At 50.0% G+C, this 26,415-nt stretch carries 27 protein-coding genes; 17 read left to right on the plus strand and 10 right to left on the minus strand.

All coding sequences use genetic code 11. From position 1 onward, the window contains the following. Window positions 1-222: 222 nt before the first annotated feature. Window positions 223-693, plus strand: coding sequence for a thioredoxin-dependent thiol peroxidase (gene bcp, locus BZG76_RS12490; RefSeq protein ID WP_077461608.1), 471 nt, complete (start codon window positions 223-225; stop codon window positions 691-693). Window positions 694-773: 80 nt separating this feature from the next. Here bcp and BZG76_RS12495 read toward each other — a convergent pair whose 3' ends face one another. From BZG76_RS12495 to BZG76_RS12505, 3 genes are all read right to left on the minus strand, one after another. After that, the gene (locus BZG76_RS12495; protein WP_077461609.1) at window positions 774-2,228 is read right to left on the minus strand and encodes an FAD-dependent oxidoreductase; all 1,455 of its coding nucleotides are present in this window, start codon (window positions 2,226-2,228) and stop codon (window positions 774-776) included. A gap of 88 nt (window positions 2,229-2,316) precedes the next feature. Continuing rightward, complete coding sequence (locus tag BZG76_RS12500; protein WP_077461610.1) at window positions 2,317-3,396, minus strand: AI-2E family transporter; 1,080 nt, start codon at window positions 3,394-3,396, stop codon at window positions 2,317-2,319. A gap of 10 nt (window positions 3,397-3,406) precedes the next feature. Beyond that, entirely contained in the window at window positions 3,407-3,625 is a 219-nt protein-coding gene (locus BZG76_RS12505; protein WP_077461611.1) for a sulfurtransferase TusA family protein, read from the minus strand. Between the two features lie 128 nt (window positions 3,626-3,753). Between BZG76_RS12505 and BZG76_RS12510 the strand changes: the two genes are divergently transcribed. From BZG76_RS12510 to BZG76_RS12525, 4 genes are read left to right on the plus strand one after another with little or no spacing between them, the layout of a single operon-like run. Next, the gene (locus tag BZG76_RS12510; RefSeq protein WP_025744466.1) at window positions 3,754-5,253 is read left to right on the plus strand and encodes a beta-barrel assembly-enhancing protease; all 1,500 of its coding nucleotides are present in this window, start codon (window positions 3,754-3,756) and stop codon (window positions 5,251-5,253) included. Window positions 5,254-5,277: 24 nt separating this feature from the next. Continuing rightward, window positions 5,278-5,634, plus strand: coding sequence for an arsenate reductase (glutaredoxin) (arsC, locus tag BZG76_RS12515; protein WP_077461612.1), 357 nt, complete (start codon window positions 5,278-5,280; stop codon window positions 5,632-5,634). Then, a complete protein-coding gene (gene wrbA, locus BZG76_RS12520; protein ID WP_025744464.1) occupies window positions 5,631-6,221 on the plus strand; it encodes an NAD(P)H:quinone oxidoreductase in 591 nt (196 codons plus the stop codon). The genes arsC and wrbA overlap by 4 nt, the downstream gene beginning before the upstream one ends. 36 nt (window positions 6,222-6,257) lie before the next feature. Beyond that, a complete protein-coding gene (locus BZG76_RS12525) occupies window positions 6,258-6,665 on the plus strand; it encodes a DUF2069 domain-containing protein (RefSeq protein ID WP_051503281.1) in 408 nt (135 codons plus the stop codon). A 71-nt stretch (window positions 6,666-6,736) separates the two neighbouring features. On the opposite strand, the gene BZG76_RS12530 is transcribed toward BZG76_RS12525, so the two are convergent. Further along, window positions 6,737-7,222: a zinc ribbon-containing protein gene (locus BZG76_RS12530; protein ID WP_077461613.1), complete on the minus strand. Its 486-nt coding sequence runs from the start codon at window positions 7,220-7,222 to the stop codon at window positions 6,737-6,739. A gap of 106 nt (window positions 7,223-7,328) precedes the next feature. Here BZG76_RS12530 and leuS point away from each other — a divergent pair, with 106 nt between their 5' ends. The 12 genes from leuS to lipA all read left to right on the plus strand — a co-directional run bounded on the left by leuS (window position 7,329) and on the right by lipA (window position 19,613). Next, complete coding sequence (leuS, locus tag BZG76_RS12535; protein ID WP_077461614.1) at window positions 7,329-9,905, plus strand: leucine--tRNA ligase; 2,577 nt, start codon at window positions 7,329-7,331, stop codon at window positions 9,903-9,905. 14 nt (window positions 9,906-9,919) lie between these two features. Continuing rightward, entirely contained in the window at window positions 9,920-10,543 is a 624-nt protein-coding gene (locus BZG76_RS12540; protein ID WP_077461615.1) for an LPS-assembly lipoprotein LptE, read from the plus strand. Further along, entirely contained in the window at window positions 10,543-11,565 is a 1,023-nt protein-coding gene (gene holA, locus BZG76_RS12545; protein ID WP_077461653.1) for a DNA polymerase III subunit delta, read from the plus strand. Before BZG76_RS12540 ends, holA begins: the two co-directional genes overlap by 1 nt. A 68-nt stretch (window positions 11,566-11,633) precedes the next feature. Beyond that, window positions 11,634-11,951, plus strand: coding sequence for a ribosome silencing factor (rsfS, locus tag BZG76_RS12550; protein WP_077461616.1), 318 nt, complete (start codon window positions 11,634-11,636; stop codon window positions 11,949-11,951). Window positions 11,952-11,954: 3 nt separating this feature from the next. Continuing rightward, entirely contained in the window at window positions 11,955-12,425 is a 471-nt protein-coding gene (gene rlmH, locus BZG76_RS12555; RefSeq protein WP_025744459.1) for a 23S rRNA (pseudouridine(1915)-N(3))-methyltransferase RlmH, read from the plus strand. A 6-nt stretch (window positions 12,426-12,431) separates the two neighbouring features. Further along, complete coding sequence (gene mrdA, locus BZG76_RS12560; protein WP_077461617.1) at window positions 12,432-14,309, plus strand: penicillin-binding protein 2; 1,878 nt, start codon at window positions 12,432-12,434, stop codon at window positions 14,307-14,309. After that, the gene (rodA, locus tag BZG76_RS12565; RefSeq protein WP_077461618.1) at window positions 14,309-15,427 is read left to right on the plus strand and encodes a rod shape-determining protein RodA; all 1,119 of its coding nucleotides are present in this window, start codon (window positions 14,309-14,311) and stop codon (window positions 15,425-15,427) included. Before mrdA ends, rodA begins: the two co-directional genes overlap by 1 nt. Before the next feature lie 2 nt (window positions 15,428-15,429). Continuing rightward, entirely contained in the window at window positions 15,430-16,251 is an 822-nt protein-coding gene (locus tag BZG76_RS12570; protein ID WP_077461619.1) for a septal ring lytic transglycosylase RlpA family protein, read from the plus strand. A 92-nt stretch (window positions 16,252-16,343) separates the two neighbouring features. Beyond that, window positions 16,344-17,516, plus strand: a complete 1,173-nt coding sequence (locus BZG76_RS12575; protein ID WP_025744457.1) for a serine hydrolase — start codon at window positions 16,344-16,346, stop codon at window positions 17,514-17,516. Between the two features lie 130 nt (window positions 17,517-17,646). Beyond that, window positions 17,647-17,916, plus strand: coding sequence for a DUF493 family protein YbeD (gene ybeD, locus BZG76_RS12580; protein WP_025744456.1), 270 nt, complete (start codon window positions 17,647-17,649; stop codon window positions 17,914-17,916). Between the two features lie 78 nt (window positions 17,917-17,994). Continuing rightward, complete coding sequence (lipB, locus tag BZG76_RS12585) at window positions 17,995-18,651, plus strand: lipoyl(octanoyl) transferase LipB (protein WP_037367580.1); 657 nt, start codon at window positions 17,995-17,997, stop codon at window positions 18,649-18,651. Further along, entirely contained in the window at window positions 18,648-19,613 is a 966-nt protein-coding gene (gene lipA, locus BZG76_RS12590) for a lipoyl synthase (RefSeq protein ID WP_077461620.1), read from the plus strand. The genes lipB and lipA overlap by 4 nt, the downstream gene beginning before the upstream one ends. A 115-nt stretch (window positions 19,614-19,728) precedes the next feature. Here lipA and BZG76_RS12595 read toward each other — a convergent pair whose 3' ends face one another. From BZG76_RS12595 to BZG76_RS12620, 6 genes are all read right to left on the minus strand, one after another. Beyond that, a complete protein-coding gene (locus BZG76_RS12595) occupies window positions 19,729-20,982 on the minus strand; it encodes a glutamate-5-semialdehyde dehydrogenase (protein ID WP_077461621.1) in 1,254 nt (417 codons plus the stop codon). A 37-nt stretch (window positions 20,983-21,019) separates the two neighbouring features. After that, the gene (proB, locus tag BZG76_RS12600; RefSeq protein WP_077461622.1) at window positions 21,020-22,174 is read right to left on the minus strand and encodes a glutamate 5-kinase; all 1,155 of its coding nucleotides are present in this window, start codon (window positions 22,172-22,174) and stop codon (window positions 21,020-21,022) included. Between the two features lie 84 nt (window positions 22,175-22,258). After that, window positions 22,259-22,660 (minus strand): sigma factor-binding protein Crl, encoded by a 402-nt coding sequence (gene crl, locus BZG76_RS12605; protein WP_077461623.1) that lies wholly within the window; start codon window positions 22,658-22,660, stop codon window positions 22,259-22,261. Between the two features lie 132 nt (window positions 22,661-22,792). Next, on the minus strand, window positions 22,793-24,046 hold the full coding sequence (gene frsA / locus BZG76_RS12610; protein ID WP_077461624.1) for an esterase FrsA: 1,254 nt from the start codon (window positions 24,044-24,046) through the stop codon (window positions 22,793-22,795). Window positions 24,047-24,202: 156 nt separating this feature from the next. Then, window positions 24,203-24,658, minus strand: a complete 456-nt coding sequence (gene gpt / locus BZG76_RS12615) for a xanthine phosphoribosyltransferase (RefSeq protein WP_025744451.1) — start codon at window positions 24,656-24,658, stop codon at window positions 24,203-24,205. Between the two features lie 57 nt (window positions 24,659-24,715). Continuing rightward, the gene (locus BZG76_RS12620; RefSeq protein ID WP_021024131.1) at window positions 24,716-26,008 is read right to left on the minus strand and encodes an NCS2 family permease; all 1,293 of its coding nucleotides are present in this window, start codon (window positions 26,006-26,008) and stop codon (window positions 24,716-24,718) included. Window positions 26,009-26,415: the final 407 nt, after the last annotated feature.

Raw genomic sequence — 26,415 nt, forward strand, 5'->3', positions numbered from 1 at the left:
TGGGTAAACACAAGAATAACCCTGCGCGCTGGCGTGTCTTATTCGACATTTCTTACCGCTACATTCAAGTTTGCGATTTTATCATTGAATCAGCGTCTCGTTAGCGTCAATAAAAGGTCAAACACTGTCAAGAGCGTGATCGTAATATCAAAAACTTGCGTAATCTCGAACACCCTCTATCATCGTCAATTCGGTTTACCGACAAAAAAGGAAACGCAGCGCATGCAAACATTAACGGAAGGCGCTCAAGCGCCCGATTTTTTATTGCAAGATCAAAATGGCGACACCGTCACGCTTAGCCAGTTTCAAGGCGAAAAACGCGTCCTCGTGTATTTTTACCCCAAAGCAATGACACCAGGCTGCACCACACAAGCCTGCTCTTTGCGTGATACTAAGGCCGAACTCGACGCGCTGGATACCGTGGTGTTAGGTATCAGCCCGGATCCCGTCAAAAAGATCGCCCGCTTTGTCGCGCGCGATGAACTCAATTTCACCCTACTGAGCGACGAAGATCATGCGGTTGCGGATGCATTTGGCGTCTGGGGACCCAAGAAGTTCATGGGGAAAGAATATGACGGCATTCATCGCCTCAGCTTTTTGGTCGGCAAAGATGGCAAAATTGAACATGTGTTCAATAAATTTAAGACCAAAGATCATCACCAAGTGGTATTGGACTTCCTGAACCAAGCCTAGGACGGCACCTTATCCTGCCTGTTAACAAAAAAGCGCACGATAAGTCGTGCGCTTTTTTCAAACGATGACCATGGATTCACTTAGCCCACAGGCTTTGCCAATGCTTCTGGATAACCACGCTGTACCGCAAATTCACACGCAGCGCTGACAATCTTAGCGGTCGACGGGCGCGTCATGACGTAATGAGAGGTTGGCGAAATCCAGCCGGCATCTTCAAATTGCGTCAGGACTTTATTTATCGCCGTCAGCGCCGAGGAGGCTTTCACGATTTCCATCCGCGCGTAGCGCTCACCATCGAAAGACACATCCGACGCCCGCAACGACGGATCTTCGCCAGGGATTTGTTGCGCACCACACAAGGGTTTTCCCCCAACTTCGGCCTGCTTAAACTCAGGCAGCCATTGAGCAAAATGTTCGATGGCCCGGTCCGTGCGCTGGCACACTTGATCCCAGTCCCATCCTTGATCGATGTTTTTAACATAGCGCGCGTCGACATTCGGTTGCGCCGATTGCACTGAGCTTTTCACCAAGCCACGTTCAAAGAGGGTCACGTCTTGCGTCATGCCGTGCAGTTGAAAGAAACCATCAGGATAAGGCGTCAGTTGTGCCATACCTTGTGGCGTGCCACGCTGGCCATGAACAATAATTTCTGGCCATTGGTACGCCGTCGACGTCCAGTGGGCGACGTACGCTGCCTTGTACTCAACCAAACGCTGACGCCCGAAGCCCGCCATATCGTCAATGGTCCCGGTGCGAAATCCCGCCGCATTAATCAGATAGTCAACCTCGGTGGTGTGCGATTGGCCTGTCTTATCTTGATATGTCACTTGCCAACCCGACGCTGTCTGCTGCGTATCCACGACCTTATGATTAAAGTTGAGTTGGCAATGCGGTACGTCGGCAAGCGTCAATTGCGCTTCAGCGGCGAGGCGAAATACACTCAGCCCGTATTCTTGCACCAATACCAACGGATACTTCATCGCACTGAGATCCAGTGACTGCGCAACGGGCCACATCCACTGGTCAGCCGAATCGGTCATACTTCCATACTCTTTGGCTTTCAGCGCTTCAAGGTCTGATTGCTGATACAGGCGGAAATAATCAGCAGGCTCGCCCATCACTTTGTTGGCGCTATCAAGCTCGACCAATTGCGCATAGCGCTCGCGCAAGGTTTCTAATCGTGCAATCACACTGTCTAACGATCCTGGGTCTTGCTCTGGCACCGCCAACACGGTTGGGCGGCGATTTACAGAGTGCGGATACATGCGTACGGTCGCAACGGACTGGTCCAGTAAGGTTAAGCACTGATCGAGCGAGATTTCTCGATACAAATTGCCGCCCGCATGAAGATGACAGATAGGTGGGCCACTGACTAGCCCGGTTCCCGCTTCAAACACCTGGGTATCAATGCCTCGTTCAGCCAGTCGCATGGCCGCTGTCGTGCCCGCCACGCCGCCACCGATCACAGCGACGCGGAACCCCTCTAAATGCGTATGTTCTTGCCTGTTTTGTACCATGCCAACCCTGTTTTTCATTACTACTTCTGTGGGCCAAACTGATCACGGTAAAGCCTGTGCTCGTGCCGCTCAGCTCCTTTATTTAGGAGCCTGAAAACAAGATGGATCACTCTACATCTTTTTTTGGATCATCATCGAGCTCAATTTCAGGCAATGCTTGCCATACCGCTTTCACTAACGTCGCCAATGGAATGGCAAAAAATACCCCCCAAAAGCCCCAGAGTCCACCGAAAACCAGTACGGCTATGATGAGTGCCACCGGGTGTAAATTGACCGCTTCCGAGAAAAGCACCGGCACCAGGACGTTACCGTCAAGGGTTTGAATCACGCCGTAAGCAATCATCACATACCAAAACCCGGGCTCAAGTCCCCATTGGAAAAGGGCCACGATCGCTATCGGCACCGTCACAATGGCCGCCCCGATATAGGGGACAAGGACAGAAAAGCCGGTGGCGACACTTAGCAACACGGCATAGCGGAGATCGAGTAACATGAAAGTCAGATAGCTGGTGATACCGACAATAATAATCTCGGTCACTTTCCCGCGAATATAATTCGATATCTGTTGGTTCATCTCATGACCAACCCGAGAGGCAAGGCGGCGATTACGCGGCAATAATCCTTTAAACATCGCCAACATTTGCGTTTTATCTTTCAGTAAGAAGAAAACCAAGAGCGGGACCAAAATCAAATAGACCGCTAGCGCCACGATGTTCACCAGCGATGATAACGATCCCCTCACCAAACTTTCCCCCATACTGAGGACTTTAAACTGCAAGGTATCGACCAGTGTGTTCACCATATGCGGATTAATTAATCCTGGATAGCGCTCGGGCAAGCTCATCATCAGTATCTGCATGTTATTAAACATGTTCGGCACATCGGCCACCAGGCTTACCCCTTGATTCCAAATCGTCGGTACCAAGCCAAACAACGCCATGAATGTGAAGCTGGCAAATAAGGCGATCACCACCAAAACCGATAACGTGCGAGGCAGCCCCAGTCGACTAAGACGATTGACCGGCCAATCGAGTAAATACGCCATGACAATGGCCACGAGTAAAGGCGCCAATAAGTTGCCGAAAAAATAGATGGTGACAAAACCGACCAAAAGAATCAGCACTAGGCTGACCGCATGTGGGTCGGAAAAGCGTCGCCGATACCAGCGATGTAGCAATTCAAACATATCAGGCTCGTTATTGTTTTGTGACGTGTAAACGCGAGGCTGGCGTATCTAACCAAGCAATGATAAATCCTTCACGCGTAAAGTAGGTTGGAATATCGTTTTTCGCGCCTTGATCGCCCAGTAAAATCACTAACTGCTCGCCGGCACGCAACGACGCGGCTGCACGCTTGGCGAGTAGCAGGGCCATTGGGCAAACATGTGCTCGTAAATCAAGAGTTTGACATTCCATTCTGTCTCACCGGTCGGTATTATCGTTGGTATTGTAATGGACATTAGATAGAACGCCAACGAAACCCAGACAGGTTTTATCGGTCTGTACTTAAGTACACTTGCGTATTTTAAAAGGTAATGACACTTATGCCGCCACGTGCATCTTGCTCTTGGAAAGGAAAAACGGCTCGCCGCCTCGTCGCCTATGCGCTTGCAGGGACACTGGTCAGTGCGCCTGTGTCAGCAAACGTCGAGTCATATCAAAGTGACTTGCCTAACATTGGCACCGCTGCCGCGAGTACGCTGTCGGTGGCAAAAGAAAAAGAGTTTGGTGATGCTTATATGCGAATGCTACGAGCCAGCAAACCCATTATTGATGATCCTTTACTCAGTGAATATGTTAACGCCCTCGGGCATCGGTTGGTGGCGAACGCCAACGATGTCCGCACGCCCTTCCAGTTTATTTTAATTGATAATCAAGCGATCAATGCGTTTGCCTTTTTTGGCGGATATGTAGCCATGCATTCTGGGCTTTTCCTGCATGCCAAGACAGAAAGCGAACTGGCATCTGTGATGGCGCACGAAATCGCGCACGTAACCCAACGCCACCTTGCGCGCAGCATGGAAGCGCAGGCACAAACCTCGCCGCTAACGGTTGCCGCTTTAGTCGGCTCTTTAATGCTCGCGATTGCAGCGCCTGAAGCAGGCATTGCCGCCGCCCATGCAGCAACAGCGGGAAGTATGCAAAGCCAAATAAATTTTACCCGCCGTAACGAAGAAGAGGCCGACCGCGTCGGAATTGAAACCCTCGCTCGCGCGGATTTCGATGTTGAGGCGATGCCACGCTTTTTCTCTCGGTTAGCCGATGAGTACCGCTACGCCAGTCAAATGCCGGAGTATTTCAGCACTCACCCATTACCCGCGTCTCGGATCACAGATTCACGCGCGCGTGCGCGCCAGTATCCTCAAAAAAGCGTGCCCGACTCTCCCGATTACCAACTCGCACGAGCGCGTATCGTTGCACGATATAGCGGTATCGCTGATCGCTCCGCCATGGACTGGTTTGAACGGCGTCATAAAGCAGCATCGCCAGCGGAAAAACATAGCCTTGATTACGGCATGGCGCTGTTGGATATTGATGCAAGGCGCTATCAACAAGCGCGTGAGAAGCTGGCGCCCCTCATTAAAGCTCAACCCAATAATCGTTTTTATATTGACGCGATGACCGACTTAGAGATTGGCGAAAAGCAGTATGACAGCGCCTTATCCCGCCTGAATCAAGCCTTGAACCAGCAGCCTAACAATCGCGTATTGTTGCTTAATCACGCTTACACCTTGGTAAAAGCCAAGCGTGGCGGTGAAGCGATCAAGGCATTAGAGCGCTACACCCACCAGCATGCCGATGACAGCAACGGATGGTTTTTGTTACAACAAGCGTACGAAAGCACTGGCACACACCGTGACGGTGAATTAGCTGCTCAAGGAGAGCGTTACGCGCTGCGCGGTCAATGGAGCAAAGCCATTCGTAACTACACCCAAGCCGCTCAACTGGCTGAGTTAGGCAGCTTGGCACAAGCACGTTATGATGCGCGTATCGATCAATTACGCCATCAGCAGGCACGCTTTAAAGCGCTCAGTGATCGTTAACTCAACTTAAAAAGGATAGATGTTGTGAGCCCCATTACTCTGTACCACAATCCACGTTGCTCAAAAAGTCGAGAAACCCTCAAGCTGCTTGAGTCAAAGGGCGTCACGCCGACAATCGTTAAATATTTAGAGACGCCATTATCTGCCGATACGCTCCGTGAGTTAAAGCGACAGCTGGGCATGGCATCATTTCGCGACATGATGCGCACCAAAGAAGCGGATTACAAGGCAGCCAATTTGGGCGATGCTTCGGTGGAAGAAGCGCAATTGTTGGAGGCAATGGTTAATCACCCAAAACTGATTGAACGTCCCATTGCCGTTCAAGGCGACAAAGCGGTCATCGGCCGCCCACCCGAAAATGTATTGGTATTCGTTCAATGACACAAGTTCTCGTGCTTTATTACAGCCGTTCAGGTAATACACGTAAGCTTGCTCAACAAGTTGCACGCGGTATTGAAGCGCAAGGCGTTGAGGCGGTGTTACGAACTGTGCCCGAGCTGCCTGCTTATGCCGATGGCAAAATACCGGACGTCTCGCCAAACGATCCCTTTGTCACCCGTCAGGATCTATTAGATTGCCATGGCCTCGCGCTCGGCAGTCCGGTACGTTTTGGCAACATGGCCGCGCCATTGAAGCAATTTATCGATAGTACCAGTGGCGAATGGTTATCGGGTGCCTTAATTGATAAACCCGCCGCGGTCTTTGGCGCCGGATCAATGCTTCATGGTGGCCAAGAAACCACGCTGCTCACGATGACCATCCCCTTACTTCATCATGGTATGATGTTAGTCGGTGTTCCACACAGCGAGCGTGCGCTTCATACAACGGAAGGCGGCGGTTCCCCTTACGGTGCATCCAGTGTTGCGGAGCCACATCACCCTTTAATGGCCGACGAAAAGCAAATCGCAAAAACATTAGGCCAACGCTTAGCGCGTTTTGCCCACACTTTTTACCACCACCTAAGATAAAAGGACAGAATCGTGACAGATCCTCGGCTCGCCTTCATGCGCAAATTGTCTTTGCTGAGTAACCTTGGCCTCATTGCTTGGGTGGTCGCGTGGCATGCTTACTTATCGCCCCATCCTCACTTGAATGCATGGGCGGTGACCATTGGCTGGACAATCCCTTTACTGCTCCCTTTACCTGGGATCATCAAAGGCAAAGCGTTTACCCATGCATGGGCCAACTTTATTTTGATGTTCTATTTTTTACACGCCCTTACCATTCTCTATGTCGATGAAGGCGAACGGTGGATGGCTGCTGCAGAGCTCGTCTTCGTCACCGCGGCATTTGCTTGTAATATTGTCTTTGCCCGTTGGATGGGGCAATCACAAGGCCTAAAGCTGCCACGGCTTTCTCAAGTCGAAAAAGAAGAACGCCAGCGCTTTGAAGGTCGCGACGACGCCTCTTAGGCACCTTTGGCCACGGATAGACCGACCCGCGCTTTAAAACCAAACGCAAAAGCCAAGCTCTAAAACTTGGCTTACACCGGGTAAGGGCGGCGAGAAAAGTAGCGATGACCACATTGCGTACACGGTGCAATCACATCGACCCGGCTGTGCCGCGTTTGATGATGGCACTGTTCACATTGCAACACGCCCAGTCCGACAATTTCACCCGCTTCATAAACGCCATGATGTTGAAGATCATCGAACACTTCACGCCACTCTAGCTGCGTACGGTCGGTGATCTCTGCCAATTGCTCCCAAATCGAGTTAGCAATCAGATCGTTAAACACCTGACTATCAATCTCTTCGGTTTGAGATTTATCGTACTGTTCACCGAACGCTTTCACATCACGTTTAAAGTATGCCTCGATCAAGGCCCATTCATCTTTGGTCAGATCGGCCGCGGCTTTGAGGTATTGATCAGACAAGGTCACCCAATGAGACAGTGCCTCGGGGCTGTTTTCTAACGCCTCTTTTACCCGCTCGATGATACTTTGTTGGGGTTCTTTCTCTTTATTCATGGTCCTGTCCTGATTCAAGTGTTGTTGCGGTCTCTGCCTTTCGTTATTCTATGCTGATATTTCTCTTTCAGGTTTTACCTTTCTCACAGAATCTCGGAAGCCATCGATGCAAGAACAATATAGCCCGCAAGATATTGAACAAAAAGTTCAAGCCCATTGGGATGACAATAAAACCTTTGTGGTTCATGAAGACCCTAACAAAGAAAAATTCTACTGTCTTTCTATGTTTCCTTACCCAAGTGGCCGACTGCACATGGGGCATGTCCGTAACTACACCATCGGTGATGTCATTTCCCGTTATCAGCGACTGCAAGGCAAGAATGTGATGCAGCCGATTGGTTGGGATGCGTTTGGCCTTCCTGCCGAAGGCGCTGCGATCAAAAACAAAACCGCGCCCGCGCCTTGGACTTATGAAAACATTGATTACATGAAAGGCCAGCTAAAAATGCTGGGCTTTGGCTACGACTGGAGCCGTGAAGTCGCCACCTGTAGTCCCGATTACTACCGCTGGGAGCAAGGCTTCTTTACCACGCTCTACAACAAGGGGCTGGTTTATAAAAAGACCTCATCAGTGAACTGGTGTCCCAACGATCAGACCGTGCTCGCCAATGAGCAAGTTCACGAAGGTTGCTGCTGGCGCTGCGATACGCCGGTTGAGCAAAAAGAAATCCCGCAGTGGTTTATTAAAATCACCGATTACGCAGAAGAGCTGCTGCAAGACATCGACAAACTGGACGGCTGGCCAGACATGGTAAAAACCATGCAGCGTAACTGGATTGGTCGCTCAGAAGGTGTTGAGCTGACGTTTGATGTTGAAGGCGATCACCCCGCACTCGACGTCTACACCACGCGTCCAGATACGCTGATGGGCGTCACTTACGTGGGGATTGCCGCCGGTCACCCCCTCGCGGAGGCGGCAGCCAAAGACAACCCTGCCCTCGCTGAATTCGTACAAGAGTGCCGTAACACCAAAGTTGCCGAAGCCGAACTGGCGACCATGGAGAAAAAAGGCATGGCGACCGGTTTGTATGCCACGCATCCATTGAACGGGCGCCGTGTCCCTATCTTTGTCGCTAACTTTGTATTGATGGATTACGGCACTGGCGCAGTGATGGCGGTGCCTGCTCACGACCAACGCGACTTCGAATTTGCTCATAAGTACGCGCTGGATATCGAGCCCGTGATCCTCGATGAAAACGGCCATGCGCCCGATTTGTCAGAAAAAGCGTATACCGAAAAAGGTAAGCTGTTTAACTCGGGTGAGTTTGACGGGTTAGATTTTAACGCGGCCTTCGATGCGATTGCGAGCAAGCTTGAATCGCTAGGTAAAGGCAAGAAAACGGTTAATTTCCGTTTACGTGATTGGGGCGTCTCTCGTCAGCGTTATTGGGGTGCGCCAATTCCGATGCTGAATACCGAAGACGGTGAGGTTGTTCCTGTCCCAGCTGAGCAGCTGCCCGTGATCCTGCCAGAAGATGTGGTGATGGATGGTGTACAAAGCCCTATCAAAGCTGACAAGCAATGGGCACAAACGCAATATCAAGGTAAGCCAGCGCTGCGTGAAACCGACACTTTCGATACCTTTATGGAGTCGTCGTGGTACTACGCACGTTATTGCTCACCGCAAGCGGATCAAATGCTCGACCCAAGCGCCGCCAATTATTGGCTACCGGTCGATCAGTATATCGGTGGCATTGAGCACGCTTGTATGCACCTGTTGTATTCGCGCTTTTTCCATAAACTATTGCGCGATGAAAATATGGTCGATAGCGACGAGCCATTCAAGCAGTTACTCTGTCAGGGTATGGTGCTCGCCGATGCATTTTATTACACCGACGAAAAAGGGGTACGTGTTTGGGTCTCGCCGACTGATGTGACCGTTGAACGGGACACCAAAGGGCATATTATTCATGCGGTCGACAGCCAAGGGAACGCCGTCACCCACGCAGGCATGACCAAGATGTCAAAGTCGAAGAACAACGGCATTGATCCCCAATTAATGGTGGAAAAATACGGTGCCGATACCATGCGTCTCTTTATGATGTTTGCCGCACCGGCGGACATGACGTTGGAATGGCAAGAGTCTGGCGTGGAAGGTTCACACCGTTTCTTACGCCGTGTTTGGAAACTGGTCTATGAGCACACCCACAAAGGCGACGTTACTGCGCTGGCAGTCGATATGCTCAATAATGAGCAAAAAGCCTTGCGCCGTGATGTGCACAAAGCCATCGCCAAAGTCAGTGATGACATGGGCCGTCGTCAGACGTTCAATACCGCCATTGCCGCGATCATGGAGCTGATGAATCGCTTGGTTAAAGCGCCACAGGACAATGAACAAGACCGTGCTGTGTTAGACGAAGCACTCAAAGCCGTGGTATTGATGCTATATCCCATCACCCCGCATATCTGCTTTACGCTTTGGCAGGCCCTGGGCGAAACCGATATCGACAGTGCCGATTGGCCGCAAGCCGATAAAGCGGCCTTGGTCGAGGAGGAAAAGCTAATCATTGTGCAAGTGAACGGTAAGCTACGTGCCAAGATCACCGTGGCCGCCGACGCCGAGAAAGAAGCCGTTGAAGCACAAGCCATGYCAGACGAAAACGTGGTCAAATTTACCGACGGTAAAACGGTTCGCAAAGTCATTTATGTACCAGGGAAACTGGTTAATATTGTTGCTAACTAACAAGGAGCGATGGAGTGAATCTGTTTAACACTGTGCTTCGCTCCCTGCTCGTCGCGATGGTCTCACTGACCATCGCGTCTTGCGGGTTTGCCTTGCGTGGCAGCTATAATTTGCCCGATGAGGTAGACAAAGTGTCATTGACGAGTTTTGATCCCTATGGGGAGCTGACTCGCCAAATGCGCAACGCTTTGCGTCAACATAACGTTCAGATGGTGTCACCCTCTGACGACGTGGCGAATATCGAGTTGCTTAGCGAAAGTGATAGTGCACAAACTTTGTCGCTCTATCAAAACAGCCGAGTAGCAGAGAAAGAGTTTCGCTATGTCGCACGTTATCGTGTCACTGTGCCGGGGAAAGGTAGCTACACCTACAACACGACCTTGAGCCGTAACTTTCTCGATAACCCACTGACCGCGTTGGCCAAATCAGTCGAGCAAAATAAGTTAGTCGCAGAAATGCGTACCGAGGCGACCCGTCAAATTATGCGTCAACTGTCTCAACTCAAAGGGGATATCGCCGCATTTGAGCGTCAGCAAGCGGAACAAGCGGCATTAGAACAACTCGAACAGGGAGAGACGCCCACTGAGCCCAATGTGATCATCGAAACGCGTCAAACTGAAACACAGCCCGCGCAATGATGAGAGCCTATCCAGAACAATTGGCGCAGCAGCTTAATCAGCCACTGCGTCAAACTTACTTAGTCTTTGGCACCGATCCTTTGTTAAAGCTCGAGTCTCGTGATGCCATTTGCCACGCAGCACGCTCACAAGGCTTTGAAGAGCATCATAAGTTTATGATTGATGGCCAATTAGATTGGCAAGAGGTGTTTGACTGCTGCCAAGCCCTCAGTTTGTTTTCCTCTCGGCAGATTATTGAATTGACCTGTCCTGAAAATGGCCTGAGCAGCGCCCAAGCCAAGCAACTGACCGAGCTTGCCAGCTACCTCCATCCTGATATTCTCTTGCTCGTTCAAGGCGAGCGGCTCAATAAAAAGCAAGAAAGTGCCAAGTGGTTTACTACGTTGGCAAAGCAAGCCTTGTATGTAGTTTGCCAAACCCCAGATGCACGTCACTTGCCCCGTTTTATTGAACAGCGCTGCCGCCATCTCGGGCTACAACCCGATCAACCCGCGCTGCAGTTGCTTGCCCAATGGCATGAAGGCAACTTACTCGCGCTGGTGCAAAGTTTACAAATCCTCCACTTACTTTATCCCGATGGTGCCCTTACCTTACCTCGGATTGAGAGTGCGTTGTCGCGGCATCATCACTTCACCCCTTTCCAACTGACCGATGCACTACTTGCCGGTAAGGCTAATCGCGCGCAGCGTATTATCGAACAACTGCATGCCGAAGGCGAAGAGCCCACCTTGTTACTGCGTTTGATCCAAAAAGAACTCAAACAACTCTATACAATCCAAGAGCAAGGGCAACAAGGGCGACCACTCAACGTGCTATTCGATCAGTTGCGTGTTTGGCAAGCGCGCAGACCCATGATCACCGCAGCACTCAATCGGCTAAACAAAGTGCGTCTCGCCTCATTACTGCGCCAGCTCGCTGAGTTAGAGATACAGTTAAAAACCGATTTTGGCAGTGACCCTTGGCCTAACCTGCACTATTTTTGTGCACTTATGTGCCAACCCGCCGAACCTCTGGCGCCCTAGCGTGTCCAAAGGGCTGCCAAGTGATATACTGCCACTGAATATAATCAGCACATACATCGAGGTTCTCTTTGCAAGCTACCGAATTAAAACAGTTTGTCGCCGACAAAGTCGATGAGTTAAAAGCCAGCGATATCGTGACGCTAGACGTGCGAGATAAATCCTGCATTACTGACTTTTTGGTGCTTTGTACAGGCAACTCGCGCCGCCATGTGGCTTCAATTGCCGAGCACGTTTGTGAGCAAGCCCAAGCGGCTGATATTGGCGCCATGGGAACAGAAGGCAAAGATGACAGTGAGTGGGTCGTTGTCGATTTAGGTGACGTCATGGTTCACGTCATGCAAGAAGAACAACGCCAACTTTATCAACTGGAAAAACTCTGGAATTAATCCATGAAAATCCAGTTGATTGCAGTCGGCAATAAAATGCCCAAGTGGGTACAACAAGGCTTTGATGAGTATCAGCGCCGCTTTCCAAAAGACATGCCGCTTGAGCTGGTTGAAGTGCCTGCCGGTAAACGCGGTAAAAATGCAGACATTGCCCGCATTTTACAAAAAGAAGGCGAAGCCATGCTCGCTGCGGTGAATCGAGGTAGTCGTATCGTTACCTTAGATATTCCCGGCAAGCCTTGGAATACGCCGCAATTAGCCAGTCAACTCGAAAAGTGGAAACTGGATGGGCGCGATGTCGCCATTTTAATTGGTGGCCCAGAAGGATTGGCCCCCGACTGTAAAGCAGCCGCTGAGCAAAGCTGGTCACTTTCGCCTCTGACCCTGCCCCACCCACTGGTTCGCGTCATCATGGCGGAGAGCCTGTATCGCGCTTGGAGTCTCACCACCAACCATCCTTATCATCGAGAATAACGACAGATGAAGCGCCAACGAGTTGAAATCCGAGACCACAGTACCGAGGCTGCGTTATTTGTGCGCCGCGCTATTGTCTCTTTTGTCGGCATTATGGCGCTTGTTGGAGCGTTGCTCACCAACCTTTATCATATTCAAGTAACCGAGCATCAAGACTACCAAACTCGCTCGAATGATAATCGTATTAAAGTGGTCCCTGTCGCGCCTAACCGTGGCCTCATTTATGACCGCCATGGAAAACTGCTGGCTGAAAACCGCCCGGTTTATCATTTAGAAGTGACCCCCGAGCAAGTCGATGATATGTCGGCAACCTTGGCCAAGCTTAAACGCTTGTTGTCGCTGGATGACAAAGATATTGCACGTTTTCAACAAGAACGTCGCCGCTCTCGCCGTTTTAATGCCGTGGCACTCAAAACACAACTGACTGACAAAGAGGTCGCGATTTTTTCCGCCCACCAGCATCAATTTACTGGGGTTGAAATCAAAGCCTATCTAAAACGTCATTACCCATATGGCGATGCGTTGACACACGTGCTGGGTTATGTCGCAAGAATTAATGATCGCGATATTGCCAAGTTGCGACAAAAAGACGTGCTCAATAACTACCGAGCGACGCGTGACATTGGCAAACTCGGGATAGAAAAATATTATGAGCCCGAGTTACACGGAAAAGCCGGCTATCAGGAAGTCGAAGTGAATAGCCGAGGTCGTGTGATCCGGACACTTAAATACGTTCCCCCTGAGCCCGGTAAAGACTTAATCCTCAACCTCGATATTGATTTGCAGCTGTACGTGCGCGGTATTCTTGGCGATCGCCGTGGTGCAGTGGTGGTGGTTGATCCTGATACCTCCGGGGTATTGGCCATGGTATCGACCCCAAGCTATGATCCGAACTTATTCGTCCACGGCATTTCGAGTAAACAGTATCAGCAATTACTCAATAATAAAGATCGCCCACTGGTGAATCGGGCGACCCTAGGCATTTATCCCCCCGCCTCAACGGTGAAGCCTTTTATCGCTGTCTCTGCGTTGGAAGAAGGCGTGATCACGACCCAGACCACCCGCAATGACCCTGGTTATTGGCGCATCCCTAATTCAGACACACGTCCATTCCGTGACTGGCGTCCCTGGGGCCATGGCCGCGTTAATATTGTTCAATCGATTGAAGAATCGGTTGATACGTTTTTCTATCAAATCGCCTACGACATGGGGATTGATAAATTATCATCATGGATGGGTCGATTCGGGTTTGGTCATTACACTGGCATTGATATTCATGAAGAGAGCAGTGCCAATATGCCTAACCGAGAATGGAAAATGAGCCGCTATCGGCAACCTTGGTACAAGGGTGACACCATTCCGGTTGGTATTGGACAAGGCTACTGGACGGCGACACCCATGCAGATTGTTAAAGCACTTACGGTGTTGCTTAACCGTGGCGAAGTGAAAGCCCCAAAACTATTAATGAAAACCCGCGATGAAACGGGTGAACACAAACCGAAGGCTGAGCCATTTCCGCCGATAAAAGGGGTAGAGGACAAGTATTGGGATGTGGGACTAAAAGGCATGCAATTGGTTAATCATGGGCGTAAAGGGACAGCGCGTCGTGCTTTCCGCTCCGCGGAGTATCTATCGGGAGGAAAATCGGGCACCGCTCAGGTCTTTGGCCTAGGCGAAAACGAAGAGTATAACGCCGATGAAATCGCCGAACATCTGCGCGATCATGCGCTATTTATGGGGTTCGCGCCTTTTGAAAATCCCGAAGTCGCGGTATCTATGGTGTTAGAAAATGCCGGTGGCGGGTCAAGCAATGGTGCGCCGATCGCGCGCCGTATCTTCGATCATATTCTCGTGGAAGACAAAGAGACGGAGGAGGAAAAATAATGAGTTCGTTAGCTCAAGCCAGCACCAAACGCTCTTTGTTTGACCGCTTACATCTCGATTTGCCCATGCTGATTGGTGTTTTGTTACTCATGGGCTTCGGGCTGGTGGTCATGTATAGCGCAAGCGGGCAAAGCCTGGCGATGATGGAACGCCAAGCCATTCGCATGACGCTGGCACTTGCCGTCATGTTTGCACTCGCCCAAGTTCCTCCTCGCCACTATGAGTTTTGGTCACCCTATTTATACGCCGTAGGCGTGGTGTTATTAGCGGCGGTATTATTCGTCGGAGAAACCGCCAAAGGGGCTCAACGCTGGCTTGATCTGGGTTTTGTTACCTTCCAGCCTTCAGAAATCATTAAATTGGCGGTACCTTTAATGCTGGCTCGCTTTATTGGTAAAGACCCCCTCCCCCCAAAAATATCTACTTTGCTGATCGCGCTATTCTTGTTGTTGGTCCCTACACTCATGATTGCCAAACAACCCGATTTAGGGACCTCTATATTGATCGCCGCATCCGGCATATTCGTGTTGTTCCTAGCCGGTATCAGTTGGAAAATCATCACCGCTGCTGTCGTCGCGCTTGCCAGCTTTATACCAGTACTTTGGTTTTTCCTGATGCACGATTACCAACGAACACGGGTGCTTACCTTGTTTAATCCTGAATCGGATCCGCTCGGTGCCGGCTATCACATTATCCAATCTAAGATCGCGATAGGCTCGGGCGGTTTAACCGGTAAAGGCTGGCTCCATGGAACACAATCGCAGCTCGAGTTTCTCCCTGAACGCCATACTGATTTTATTTTTGCCGTCATCGCCGAAGAATGGGGGTTAGTGGGTGTTTGCGTGCTACTGGCTTTATATGTGTTTTTGATTGGGCGAGGGTTAATGTTGGCAAGTCGAGCACAAACCGCCTTTGGCCGTATGATGGCGGGCAGTATTGTGTTGAGCTTTTTTGTTTATGTTTTTGTCAATATTGGCATGGTCAGCGGTATTTTACCTGTGGTTGGGGTACCCTTACCTTTAATCAGCTATGGTGGCACCTCAATGGTCACGCTCATGGCCGGTTTTGGTATTCTCATGTCCATTCATACTCACCGTAAAATGTTATCCAGGGCATAAACATGCGAGCTATTCTTGTTGTTATTACTTCCCTTTTATTCAGCGCCTGTAGCAATCAGCAAGGGCGCTACGATATGCATAATGACAAAGCCCCAGATCGGGTTCCACAAACCATTCATGTTGAGGACGCACACCCTAAATATGAGCCTTATAGCCTCGCGGGTAATAAGGATTACACGTTAAACGGGCAGTCATACCAGATTTTACGTAAGCCTAAGGGGTATCAAGAAGCAGGAATTGCCTCCTGGTATGGAGAGAAGTTTCACGGCCATCGCACCTCTAATGGCGAGGTCTACGATATGTACTCCATGTCTGCGGCGCACAAAACCTTGCCCTTGCCGAGCTATGTCGAAGTCACTAACCAAAACAATGGCAAAAAAGCGGTCGTACGTGTCAATGACCGCGGTCCTTTTCACAATCAACGCGTGATTGATCTTAGCTATGCCGCCGCGAAGAAGTTGGACGTGTTAAAAACCGGCACTGCACCAGTTTCACTGCGGCTTATCTCCCCTGAAAAACCCAAGGAAGATGAGTGGCACTCCGCCCGGCACCATGCCTATTATGTTCAACTGGCGGCGCTTTCAGATGGTTTAAAAGCCAATCAAACCGCGGAACAATTAGCAAAAAGCCATGGTCTACCTACCCATATCGCGCGCCGTGACCAAGTTTATCGCGTACGTTTTGGTCCGTTTTACGACCGTGGCCAAGCACAACAAGCGATGCGCACAGCAAAACAGCACCAATTGCCGGGCGCCTTTATCGTCACCGAGGCACTTGTGAGTACTGACTCATCGGTAACAAGTGCCAAAACAGATAATCAATAAGTTAAAGAAATCGAGCCTGTCGCTCTCTACGCAATTTGGTATAGTGACAAATACAGTATCGACATCGATAACCGACAAAAGTACTAACAATGATGAATAAAACCGTTTTTCGCATACGCGCGCTGCTTTCCGCGGCTGTGCTCACCACAGCGACTGTCCAAGCCGCGCCCGCTGTCGTCCCTGATGCACCGCAAATTGCGGCGAAAGGATATGTGCTTATGGATTACCATTCTGGCAAAGTGTTGGCAGAATATAATGCTCATGAGCGCCTCAACCCAGCCAGCTTAACCAAAATGATGACCAGCTACGTCATCGGCCAAGAAGTCGAGCGTGGTAACATTTCAATGGACGATGATGTTGTCATTAGCGAAAACGCTTGGGCAAAAAATTACCCTGAATCGTCAAAAATGTTTATCGAGGTCGGCACCACGGTCAAAGCGGCCGATCTAAACCGCGGTATCATCATCCAATCCGGTAATGATGCCTGTGTGGCGATGGCAGAACATGTTGCGGGCTCGGAAGACGCCTTTGTCGATTTGATGAACCGCTGGGGCGAAAGCTTGGGCATGAACAGCTCGCATTTTTCTAATGTGCATGGTTTAGACTCTCAAAATTTGTATACCACCCCCTATGATATGGCGTTACTCGGCCAAGCGCTGATTCGTGATGTGCCAGAAGAGTATCGGATATACAAAGAAAAAGCCTTTACCTACAACGGCATTACTCAATACAACCGTAATGGCTTGCTCTGGGATAAAAGCCTGAATGTCGATGGCATTAAAACGGGCCACACTGATGGGGCCGGTTACAACCTCGTCACGTCAGCGACTGAGGGCGACATGCGTCTTATTTCAGTTGTCATGGGGACGAAGAGTGCAAATGCCCGTAAGGCTGAGAGTAAAAAGCTGCTGAACTATGGTTTCCGTTTCTTTGAAACAGTTGCACCGCATAAGGCCAATGAAACCTTTGTCACTGAGAAAGTATGGATGGGTGATACAGACGAAGTCGCGCTAGGCGTCACCGAAGATACCTTTGTCACTCTTCCTCGCGGTAAAGCACGCGATTTGAAAGCGAGCTTTGTTTTAGAACAGACCCTCGAAGCGCCTATCAGTCAGGGCGACGTGGTCGGTAAGTTGTTCTATCAAGTTGATGATGAAGACATCGCTGAATATCCACTGGTTGCCCTCAACGATGTCGAAAAAGGCGGTATCTTTAGCCGTTTCATTGACTACATCGTGATGATGTTCAAAAACTTACTTGGATAACTCCCACTTTACGCCGCCCTCCAACCTCGTGGGCGGCTTGTTTTCTGACTCTTAGCCGATTAGTATTTCGCGTTAATCGTGATCAATCGCACAAACGTGTGTCTTAACAGACATACTGTTAGGAGTTTACATGCAAGAGCAACCAAAATTAAAAGACCTGCTGGAGTTTCCTTGCCAATTTACCTACAAGGTCGTGGGCCAAGCGAAACCCGAGCTACCGGATCAAGTGTTAAGCGTTATTCAACGCCATGCGCCGGGAGACTATAGCCCCGCCGTCAAACCGAGTGCAAAAGGCAACTATCACTCTGTGTCTATTACCATTAAAGCGACCTCCATTGAGCAAGTTGAGACGCTTTATAAAGAACTCAGCGATATTGATATCGTCCGTATGGTCCTTTAATTCAAATACCCACACGACTGGCGGCTTTTAATCACGCCGCCAGGCTCTATAATATCGCCACTGACAACAATATGGGAAATGGGTTTGCAGCACCAACTCGTTGTGAGACACCTCGGCCGTCAACCGTATTCACGTGTTTGGGAACAGATGCGTGACTTCACCGACACACGTGATGAACAGACCCAAGATGAGGTCTGGTTGGTTGAACATGACCCCGTTTTTACCCAAGGGCAAGCGGGAAAAACGGAACATATTTTGGTCCCGGGAGACATTCCAGTCGTACAATCAGACCGTGGGGGGCAAGTTACCTATCATGGTCCCGGTCAGCTGATTGCCTATTTCCTGATTAATCTTAAAAGAAAAAAAGTCGGTGTGCGGGCACTGGTTAGTCATATTGAAAATCTAGTCGTTGACACGCTGGCACACTTCCACGTCGACGCTTACGCGCGACCCGATGCACCTGGCGTTTACGTTAACGATGCAAAAATATGTTCTCTTGGGCTCCGCATCCGTCGCGGATGCTCATTCCACGGATTGGCACTAAACATCAATATGGATTTATCACCATTCCAGCGCATCAACCCATGTGGGTATGCCGGTATGGCCATGACGCAACTGAGCGATCAGGTTGATCACGTCACACTCGCTGACGTCCAACCTGTGCTGGTAGACACTTTAACTCAACAGTTAGGTTACTCTCAGGTTGAGTTTACAACGGAAAGCAGCGATTTATGAGCAAACCGATTCAGATGGAACGCGGCGTTAAATACCGCGACGCCGATAAAATGGCGCTTATCCCGGTCAAAAATATGCAGACCGAGCAAAAAGAAGTGCTGCGCAAGCCTGATTGGATGAAAATCAAGCTCCCGGCTGAAACTGCGCGTATAAAAGAAATTAAAGACGCGATGCGTAAAAATAACCTCCACTCGGTGTGTGAGGAAGCGTCGTGTCCTAACTTGGCTGAGTGCTTTAGCCACGGTACGGCAACCTTTATGATTCTGGGCGCCATCTGTACACGTCGTTGCCCTTTCTGTGATGTGGCCCATGGCCGCCCTGTCGCCCCTGACAGTGAAGAGCCAAAGCATTTGGCACAAACTATCAAGGACATGAAGCTACGTTATGTGGTGATCACCTCGGTGGATCGTGACGATCTCCGCGACGGCGGCGCTCAGCATTTTGTCGATTGCACCCGTGAGATCCGTGCGCTTAACCCTGATATTCAAATAGAGACACTGGTCCCTGACTTCCGTGGTCGTATGGATAAAGCCCTCGATATCTTGCGTGACAATCCACCCGATGTGTTCAACCACAACCTTGAAACGGCACCGCGTTTGTACCGAAAAGCGCGCCCCGGCGCTAATTATCAGTGGTCACTGGATCTGTTGCAAAAGTTTGGCGAAATGCATCCAGACGTACCAACCAAATCAGGATTGATGATGGGTCTCGGTGAGACCAAAGAAGAAATTATCGAGGTGCTCAAAGACTTACGTGCGCATGGTGTCACAATGCTAACGCTAGGACAGTACCTCGCCCCAAGCCGTCACCACTTGCCGGTTGAGCGCTATGTGCCGCCAGAAGAATTCGATGAATTAAAAGAAATCGCGCTAGATCTTGGCTTTACACATGCAGCCTGTGGCCCGTTTGTTCGCTCCTCTTATCATGCAGACTTGCAAGCAAAAGGCGTTGAAGTGAAATAGCCTTATCGTGTGGGCACATGGTAAATAGTGGGTACACGGATAAATAAGAAAAAGCCGCAAGTGGTGAATGCACTTGCGGCTTTTTTAGTCGGTTATGACTGACTAACTTTCGCCATTATACGCGCGATAAGTAATCAGCCTTACCAACCCATTTATAGGTCGTTAGCTCTTCGAGTCCCATCGGACCGCGGGCATGGAGCTTTTGGGTGGATACCGCCACTTCAGCGCCAAGACCAAACTGCGCACCATCGGTAAACCGCGTTGATGCATTGACATACACAGCCGCCGATCCGGCACCGTTGATAAAGGCTTCAGCCGATTGTAAATCATTAGTCAGTATGGCATCGGAGTGACTCGCGTTATGGGTCCTCATGTGCGCAAGCGCCTGATCCACGTCATCAACAACGGCCACACCCAGTGTCGGCCCTAGCCACTCAGTATCAAAGTCACCCGTTTGTGCTTCACGTAACTGCTCAACACCATCCAGATAGGGTAATGCACTTGATGCAGCAACAACATTCAGCTTATGTTGATTAAACAGCGTGACTAAACGCGAGAACAACTGCGCAGCTACGTCCTTATGCACTAACAAGGTGTCCAATGCATTGCACGCTGATGGGCGATCTGTTTTTGCATTGAGGATCACCTCTGGCGCTCTATCAAGATCAGCACTGTGATCAACATACAGATGACTAATACCAAAACCACCGATAATGACAGGAATGGTACTGTTTTGCTTGCACATTTTATGCAGCCCTGCCCCACCACGGGGAATAATCATATCGACGAAATCATCAAGGGTCAGCAGTTCAGAGACGAGGGCGCGATCAGGCTTATCAATATACTGAACGGACGCGAGCGGAAGGCCCGCTTTTTCTAACCCAGTTTGGATCACATTCACTAGCACCTGGTTGGTTGCGAACGTTTCTTTGCCGCCGCGTAAAATGCTGGCGTTGCCGGTTTTCAAACATAGTGCGGCAATATCGATGGTGACATTTGGACGCGCTTCATAAATCACACCAATCACGCCCAGAGGCTCACGTCGCTTGGATAATGACAGGCCATTTTCGAGCAGTTTATGATCGAACTGTTGACCGACAGGATCGGCTAATGCGATGACTTGCCTAACGTCTTTTGCCATATTGGTGAGACGTTCTGGGGTCAGTGTGAGTCTATCCAACATCGCGGCATCCATCTGTGCCTCGCGAGCGGCGGCAAGATCGATTTGGTTTGCGGCTAAAATGGCCGCCTGCTGTGCATCAAGTTCATCGGCAATGATCGCTAACGCCTGGTTTTTCGTCGCGGTCGATGTGATTGCCAGTTGGTAAGCGGCGTCTTTTGCCGACTTACCCATCGTTTGTAAGCTCATCTGTTATTCGTCTCTTCTATTCTTCTCTGCTTGGATGTTATTCGTCGATGACCACAAGATCGTCGCGATGCATCGCAACCGGTCCATACTCATAGCCTAAAATATCTGCAATCTGTTGGCTATGTGCGCCGGCAATACGGCGCAAATCACGTGCGGCATAACGACAGATCCCCCGGGCCAGACACTTACCATCAACCGATTCAATACGTGCCACTTCGCCACGGACAAACTCGCCTTTCACAGCGACAATCCCTTTGCTCAACAAACTGCTTCCGTTTTGCGTCACTGCTGTGGCGGCACCGGCATCTACCACGATCTCGCCTGCTGGAGGAGGACCCGCCAAAATCCAGCGCTTGCGGCTTTCTAACGGACTGTCTAAGGGTAAAAAGCGTGTCCCCGCATTATCACCGGCGGCAGCTTTTTGGATCACCTCCGGCTTACTGCCTGCTGCTATGGTGACTTCGACACCGGCTCGACGACCAATATCCGCCGCTTGCAGTTTGGTCGCCATGCCTCCCGTGCCCAAGCCACCGACACTGCCTCCGGCTAATTTGCGTAAGGTTTCATCAATCGTGTGCACTTCACGAATTAATTCAGCGTCAGGATTCGCGCGAGGATCGGCGGTAAAGAGGCCAGGCTGATCCGTTAAGAGCAAAAGCTTGTCAGCATCAGCTAAAATCGCGACCAGTGCCGACAAGTTATCATTGTCTCCAACTTTTATTTCAGCGGTGGCCACCGCATCGTTTTCGTTCACAATCGGGATGATACCGTTATCTAGCAACGCATGAAGCATGTCACGGGCATTGAGAAAACGTTCTCGGTGTTCTAAATCGGCGCGAGTTAATAACATTTGCCCAACCTGAAAGCCGTATAAACTAAACAGGTGYTCCCACGTTTGAATCAAACGACACTGGCCAACGGCGGCAAGCATTTGCTTATTTGCAACCGTATCGGCTAATACCGGATAACCAAGATGCTCTCGCCCTGCTGCAATGGCTGCAGATGAGACGATAATGACCTGATGGCCTTGTTGTCTTAACCTTGCACATTGGCGGACTAACTCAACCATATGTGCTTGATCCAGGCGCGTCGAGCCGCCCGTAAGCACACTGGTGCCCAATTTAACCACGAGAGTTTGCGAGGGAATGTTGGCTGCTAGGCCACCATCTTGAAATGCGTCTTGAATAGTCATGCTTGCCTGATCCACAAAAGCTTAGGTGTCTCTTTTATCAATCCCTTGCTCATTTAACAAGAGCTGGGATCAGGCAATTCACGGTTACTTGGCGCCCGTCAGTTTAGGCTCGGTGAGCGCGGCGCTGGGTGACAAGGATAGATCGAGCTCTTGGTCTAGCAAGGTATACAGCTTGGTATAAAAGTTAGTTAGCGTTTTGTCTACCGCTTCCCTCGCCTCTTGAGGAATTGACTCATTCACCCAATCCCCTTTGTGGTCATAAAGACCAAACCCATAGCGATAATTGAACCCGTCTTCGGTGGGGGCTAACTCAAACCACCATCCCCAGAATTCTCGCGCATCAGGATCTTTTTCCGCATCCACACATACGGACAGGCTATCAAAAAAGTAACGTTCTGGTGCCGATATCCCCTCTCGAAAATAGGGGCCCAAAGCCGTAAATCGCGTTTTTAATCGTCCATGTGAAAGCGTCGTTTTATCGCTCATCGTGTCCTCCAGTGGCACTTTAACGTCCTTGTACATGGTATATCATGCGGTTAACGTTCAGGTGAATGTCAATCCTTCGCTTTCGGCGGTAGATCACACCTTCGATTCGGGCCACCACCTCTTATGATAGGTTTAAAGCATGTCCGTAAACCATTTGACGGTTTCTGTGAGTGCACGATGATAGCCATCGTGTAATGGCGTGTTTGGGAGGGTAACGGCTTTCCCTCCGCGACTGTATCGCGCGATTAACTGGTTATCTGACTCCGGACACACAGGATCATCTTTTAAGCTTAGCGCGAGAATCGGTACGTCTGTGCGGCGGCCAGTGAGCAGACCTTGATTTTTTAATGACCACGCTTGTAAGCGCGTTTTCAAGGTATCGATAGGCAGCCGGCGTCCTATGCGGGAGCCTAAAGTATCTAGGTACATGGGTGGCATTTTCTTCATTCTTGTCGCATCGGTGAGTAATGCATGCACAATCCCCCCCAGTGACGCACTGGCCTTGATACGATGAGGTTCTAAAAATGCCATCCGTACTGCTGGGTTAGCCCCAAAACGGATACCCATGGTGCCGACGCGATGGTGATCCGCCCATGGTACATCAGCGAGCTTATCAAGCATCGCCGCATGCAAGCGGCTGGTGTCTTCGTTTAAATGCCAGTGGCTGCTGTGGCCCACCGATGGCATATCAAGCGTCAGTACCGCGATATCGGCGGGAGCAAAGTAATCGACAAATAAGCGCCAGAGATCGGTTTGTAAACTGTCAAGGCTGCCACTCAAGATCACAACCGGCAAGGTGGCGTCTGTACGTGGTAAATAGAGATACCCTTTTAACGTCTTACCGTCTAATTGCGTTTCGACAGTCTTCACCGTAAACGGCAGTTGTGACATTGCTTTTTCAAACGCTTTAAATGCCAAGGTTTCGGCCTGTAAGGCAAGGTTGTCCCCTTTAAGATGAGGGTAAGCCGCGATACCAAAGTAAGTACACGCCTGAAGCCACTGTTCACTCGCCTGCTCAGCCTTTCCTTCATCCGCCAACACTTTGGCTTTTTTTTGGTGTTGCATCCCTACCGCGGTCCATTCATAGTTCCAATTACCCGCTCGGTAACCTTCAACCGTATCCAATAACGCATCAACAGAACGGGTATTGTCAGAAGAGGCAATACGAGAAAAGATCGCTTCCATTTCGACCGGATCGACCCCTTGCCAAGTCCACTGACCACGACGACGCATACGGTACCAACTCGATTCGCTGTCGCCATCAAATGCCGAGTAATTGGCTTGCTGGCTTTGTTGAACCGCACCAAATAGTGTTGATGTTTCGGTAGCATGTTTGTGTTTAGCAAAAAGCGTCACCGATAGGTTTTGTGATTCTTTCTTGGACACACCCACTCCTAGGCTTTTTTGTAACGTGATGTTAGTTTAAACCATACACATAGCAAGACCATGATTTTCCGCACTTAATCACAGGAATAAAAAACGCCGCGTGAAAACGCGGCGTTTTGGCTCAATCCGGTACGCTATTTACGTTGCCAACGGCATTTATTTTGCAATCGGATCAACATAGCTGACCGCCATATCCCAAGGCTGCTCAATCCAAGTATCTTGGGGAATATCAACGACGTAGTCATCAACAAGAGACTTGCCCGCTGGCTTCGCACTCACGGTCACAAAACGTGCTTTGGGGTAGAGTTGACGCACCATTTCAGCCGTCCCACCCGTATCAACGAGATCGTCAACCACAATAAAACCGTCACCATCACCGGGCGCTTGCTTGACGACACGCATATCGCGTTGATGGTCGTGGTCATAACTGGAAATACAGACTGTGTCGACATGGCGAATACCCAGCTCACGGGCAAGAATGGCAGCAGGGACCAAACCACCGCGGGTAACGGCGATAATACCTTGCCATTGTTCTGCGGGAAGCAACTTTTCTGCCAATTGCCGGGTGTACATCTGCATATTGTCCCAGGTAATAATAAACTTAGTGCTCATGGTGAAAACCTCGTGGCGTCTCTCGCCTTATTTTAATGTCAATGTGGGCACGTTGCTTTACACTAAGAAGACAAACTTGAGTAAGAACAACCCCGCCAAAATCCAGATACTGACAGGAACTTCTCGCCCTTTGCCCGCAAAGGTTTTTACGGCACAAAACGCAATAAAGCCAAGCCCAATACCGCTTGCTATTGAATAAGTCAGCGGCATCAGCAAACACACCACCACAACAGGCGCAGCCTCAGTCAGATCACGCCAATTAATGCTCACCAAACCTGACATCATCAAGATGGCCACATAAAATAAGGCGCCAGCAGTCGCATAGGCAGGCACCATACCTGCTAACGGTGCAAAAAAGAGCGCCAGTAAAAACAGAATACCAACAACCACAGCGGTCAATCCCGTGCGACCGCCAGCGGCAACCCCTGATACGCTCTCAATGTAAGACGTTGTGTTTGACGTGCCTAAAAGCGCCCCGACTGATGTCGCGGTACTATCTGCCAGTAATGCACGATTTAAGCGCGGTAGTTTACCATCTTTATCCAAAAGTTCCGCGCGCTGTGCCACACCCACTAAGGTTCCTGCAGTATCAAAAAGATCGACAAATAAAAATGCGAACACAATCGACACTAATCCCACTTCAAACGCGCCAGAAAAATCGAGTTGCATAAAGGTCGGCGCTAAACTCGGCGGCGCGGACATCACACCACCGTATGCCACATCACCGGCGATGACACCGATGATCGTGACCGCCAAAATGGCAATCATTACCGCCCCTTTCATTCCTCGGTGCACCAAACCGATGGTCAGAAAGAAACCAAGTGCCGCCATGGCGGGAGCAAAGGCTGTCACATCACCGAGCGCAACCAATGTTGCTGGGTGGTCAACGACAATCCCAGCGTTTTGCAACGCAATGAGCGCCAAAAAAAGTCCGATACCGGCTGATATACCGGTTCGTAGTGCCATTGGAATCGAATTGATGATCCATTCACGCACGCGCAAGACACTTAACAAAATGAAACATAACCCGGAGATAAATACGGCGGCTAACGCAACCTGCCAAGAGTGTCCCATTTGTAAAACCACGGTGTAGGTAAAAAAGGCATTCAGTCCCATCCCCGGCGCCTGTGCGACTGGATAGTTTGCCACAATCCCCATCACTAGACAGCCAACCGCTGCCGCTAGACAGGTCGCGACAAAGACAGCGCCTTTATCCATGCCTGCCTCAGCTAAAATAGAGGGATTGACGAAAATGATATACGCCATGGTTAAAAAAGTGGTGAACCCGGCGATGACTTCAGTACGAAGATCGGTGCCGTGGGCTTTAAGTTGAAATAAACGCTCTAACATCGGTTTTGTCCCAAACTAAAAAGTGATGTATCGCTAGATACCAAAAGGAAAACGTTTGCGTATTTAAAATTGGCGCAAATCTTACCGATCGATCGCTAAAATTTCCAGCGCTAAAATCATTTAGTAGTGACGAGGAGGTAGAGGAAGAGAACATTCTGTGGCAGCGAGTCGATATAACTAGACAAGTACGATTTATAGACAAATAACTTATAAAAAAAACGCCACACATTGTGTGGCGCCAGAATAAAAGCTTTTGCTTTCTGGATCAGAAATCTCTCTGTAAGAGCGGGGGAATCATAAAACTTACTTGCGGTAGCCGAACGAAGCCGGATACGTAAAACCTTTGGTGTAGACTGACTGCTGATTCCAGTAGTAGCTCGATACCATGCCTTCCATTTTTTACCTCT

The sequence above is a fragment of the Salinivibrio sp. AR647 genome (genome assembly GCF_001995415.1).
GTDB lineage: Bacteria > Pseudomonadota > Gammaproteobacteria > Enterobacterales > Vibrionaceae > Salinivibrio > Salinivibrio costicola.

Excerpts from the sequence above, each read along its gene's own strand:
- ybeD (WP_025744456.1), top strand. The coding sequence starts at position 17,647 with ATGCAAGAGCAACCAAAATTAAAAGACCTGCTGGAGTTTCCTTGCCAA.
- BZG76_RS12620 (WP_021024131.1), bottom strand. The coding sequence starts at position 26,008 with ATGTTAGAGCGTTTATTTCAACTTAAAGCCCACGGCACCGATCTTCGT.
- mrdA (WP_077461617.1), top strand. The coding sequence starts at position 12,432 with ATGAAGCGCCAACGAGTTGAAATCCGAGACCACAGTACCGAGGCTGCG.
- BZG76_RS12505 (WP_077461611.1), bottom strand. The coding sequence starts at position 3,625 with ATGGAATGTCAAACTCTTGATTTACGAGCACATGTTTGCCCAATGGCC.
- crl (WP_077461623.1), bottom strand. The coding sequence starts at position 22,660 with ATGAGCGATAAAACGACGCTTTCACATGGACGATTAAAAACGCGATTT.
- BZG76_RS12595 (WP_077461621.1), bottom strand. The coding sequence starts at position 20,982 with ATGAGCTTACAAACGATGGGTAAGTCGGCAAAAGACGCCGCTTACCAA.
- wrbA (WP_025744464.1), top strand. The coding sequence starts at position 5,631 with ATGACACAAGTTCTCGTGCTTTATTACAGCCGTTCAGGTAATACACGT.
- BZG76_RS12530 (WP_077461613.1), bottom strand. The coding sequence starts at position 7,222 with ATGAATAAAGAGAAAGAACCCCAACAAAGTATCATCGAGCGGGTAAAA.
- BZG76_RS12510 (WP_025744466.1), top strand. The coding sequence starts at position 3,754 with ATGCCGCCACGTGCATCTTGCTCTTGGAAAGGAAAAACGGCTCGCCGC.
- BZG76_RS12500 (WP_077461610.1), bottom strand. The coding sequence starts at position 3,396 with ATGTTTGAATTGCTACATCGCTGGTATCGGCGACGCTTTTCCGACCCA.
- lipB (WP_037367580.1), top strand. The coding sequence starts at position 17,995 with ATGGGTTTGCAGCACCAACTCGTTGTGAGACACCTCGGCCGTCAACCG.
- rodA (WP_077461618.1), top strand. The coding sequence starts at position 14,309 with ATGAGTTCGTTAGCTCAAGCCAGCACCAAACGCTCTTTGTTTGACCGC.
- bcp (WP_077461608.1), top strand. The coding sequence starts at position 223 with ATGCAAACATTAACGGAAGGCGCTCAAGCGCCCGATTTTTTATTGCAA.
- holA (WP_077461653.1), top strand. The coding sequence starts at position 10,543 with ATGAGAGCCTATCCAGAACAATTGGCGCAGCAGCTTAATCAGCCACTG.
- lipA (WP_077461620.1), top strand. The coding sequence starts at position 18,648 with ATGAGCAAACCGATTCAGATGGAACGCGGCGTTAAATACCGCGACGCC.
- BZG76_RS12525 (WP_051503281.1), top strand. The coding sequence starts at position 6,258 with ATGCGCAAATTGTCTTTGCTGAGTAACCTTGGCCTCATTGCTTGGGTG.
- gpt (WP_025744451.1), bottom strand. The coding sequence starts at position 24,658 with ATGAGCACTAAGTTTATTATTACCTGGGACAATATGCAGATGTACACC.
- BZG76_RS12575 (WP_025744457.1), top strand. The coding sequence starts at position 16,344 with ATGAATAAAACCGTTTTTCGCATACGCGCGCTGCTTTCCGCGGCTGTG.
- BZG76_RS12570 (WP_077461619.1), top strand. The coding sequence starts at position 15,430 with ATGCGAGCTATTCTTGTTGTTATTACTTCCCTTTTATTCAGCGCCTGT.
- BZG76_RS12495 (WP_077461609.1), bottom strand. The coding sequence starts at position 2,228 with ATGAAAAACAGGGTTGGCATGGTACAAAACAGGCAAGAACATACGCAT.
- rlmH (WP_025744459.1), top strand. The coding sequence starts at position 11,955 with ATGAAAATCCAGTTGATTGCAGTCGGCAATAAAATGCCCAAGTGGGTA.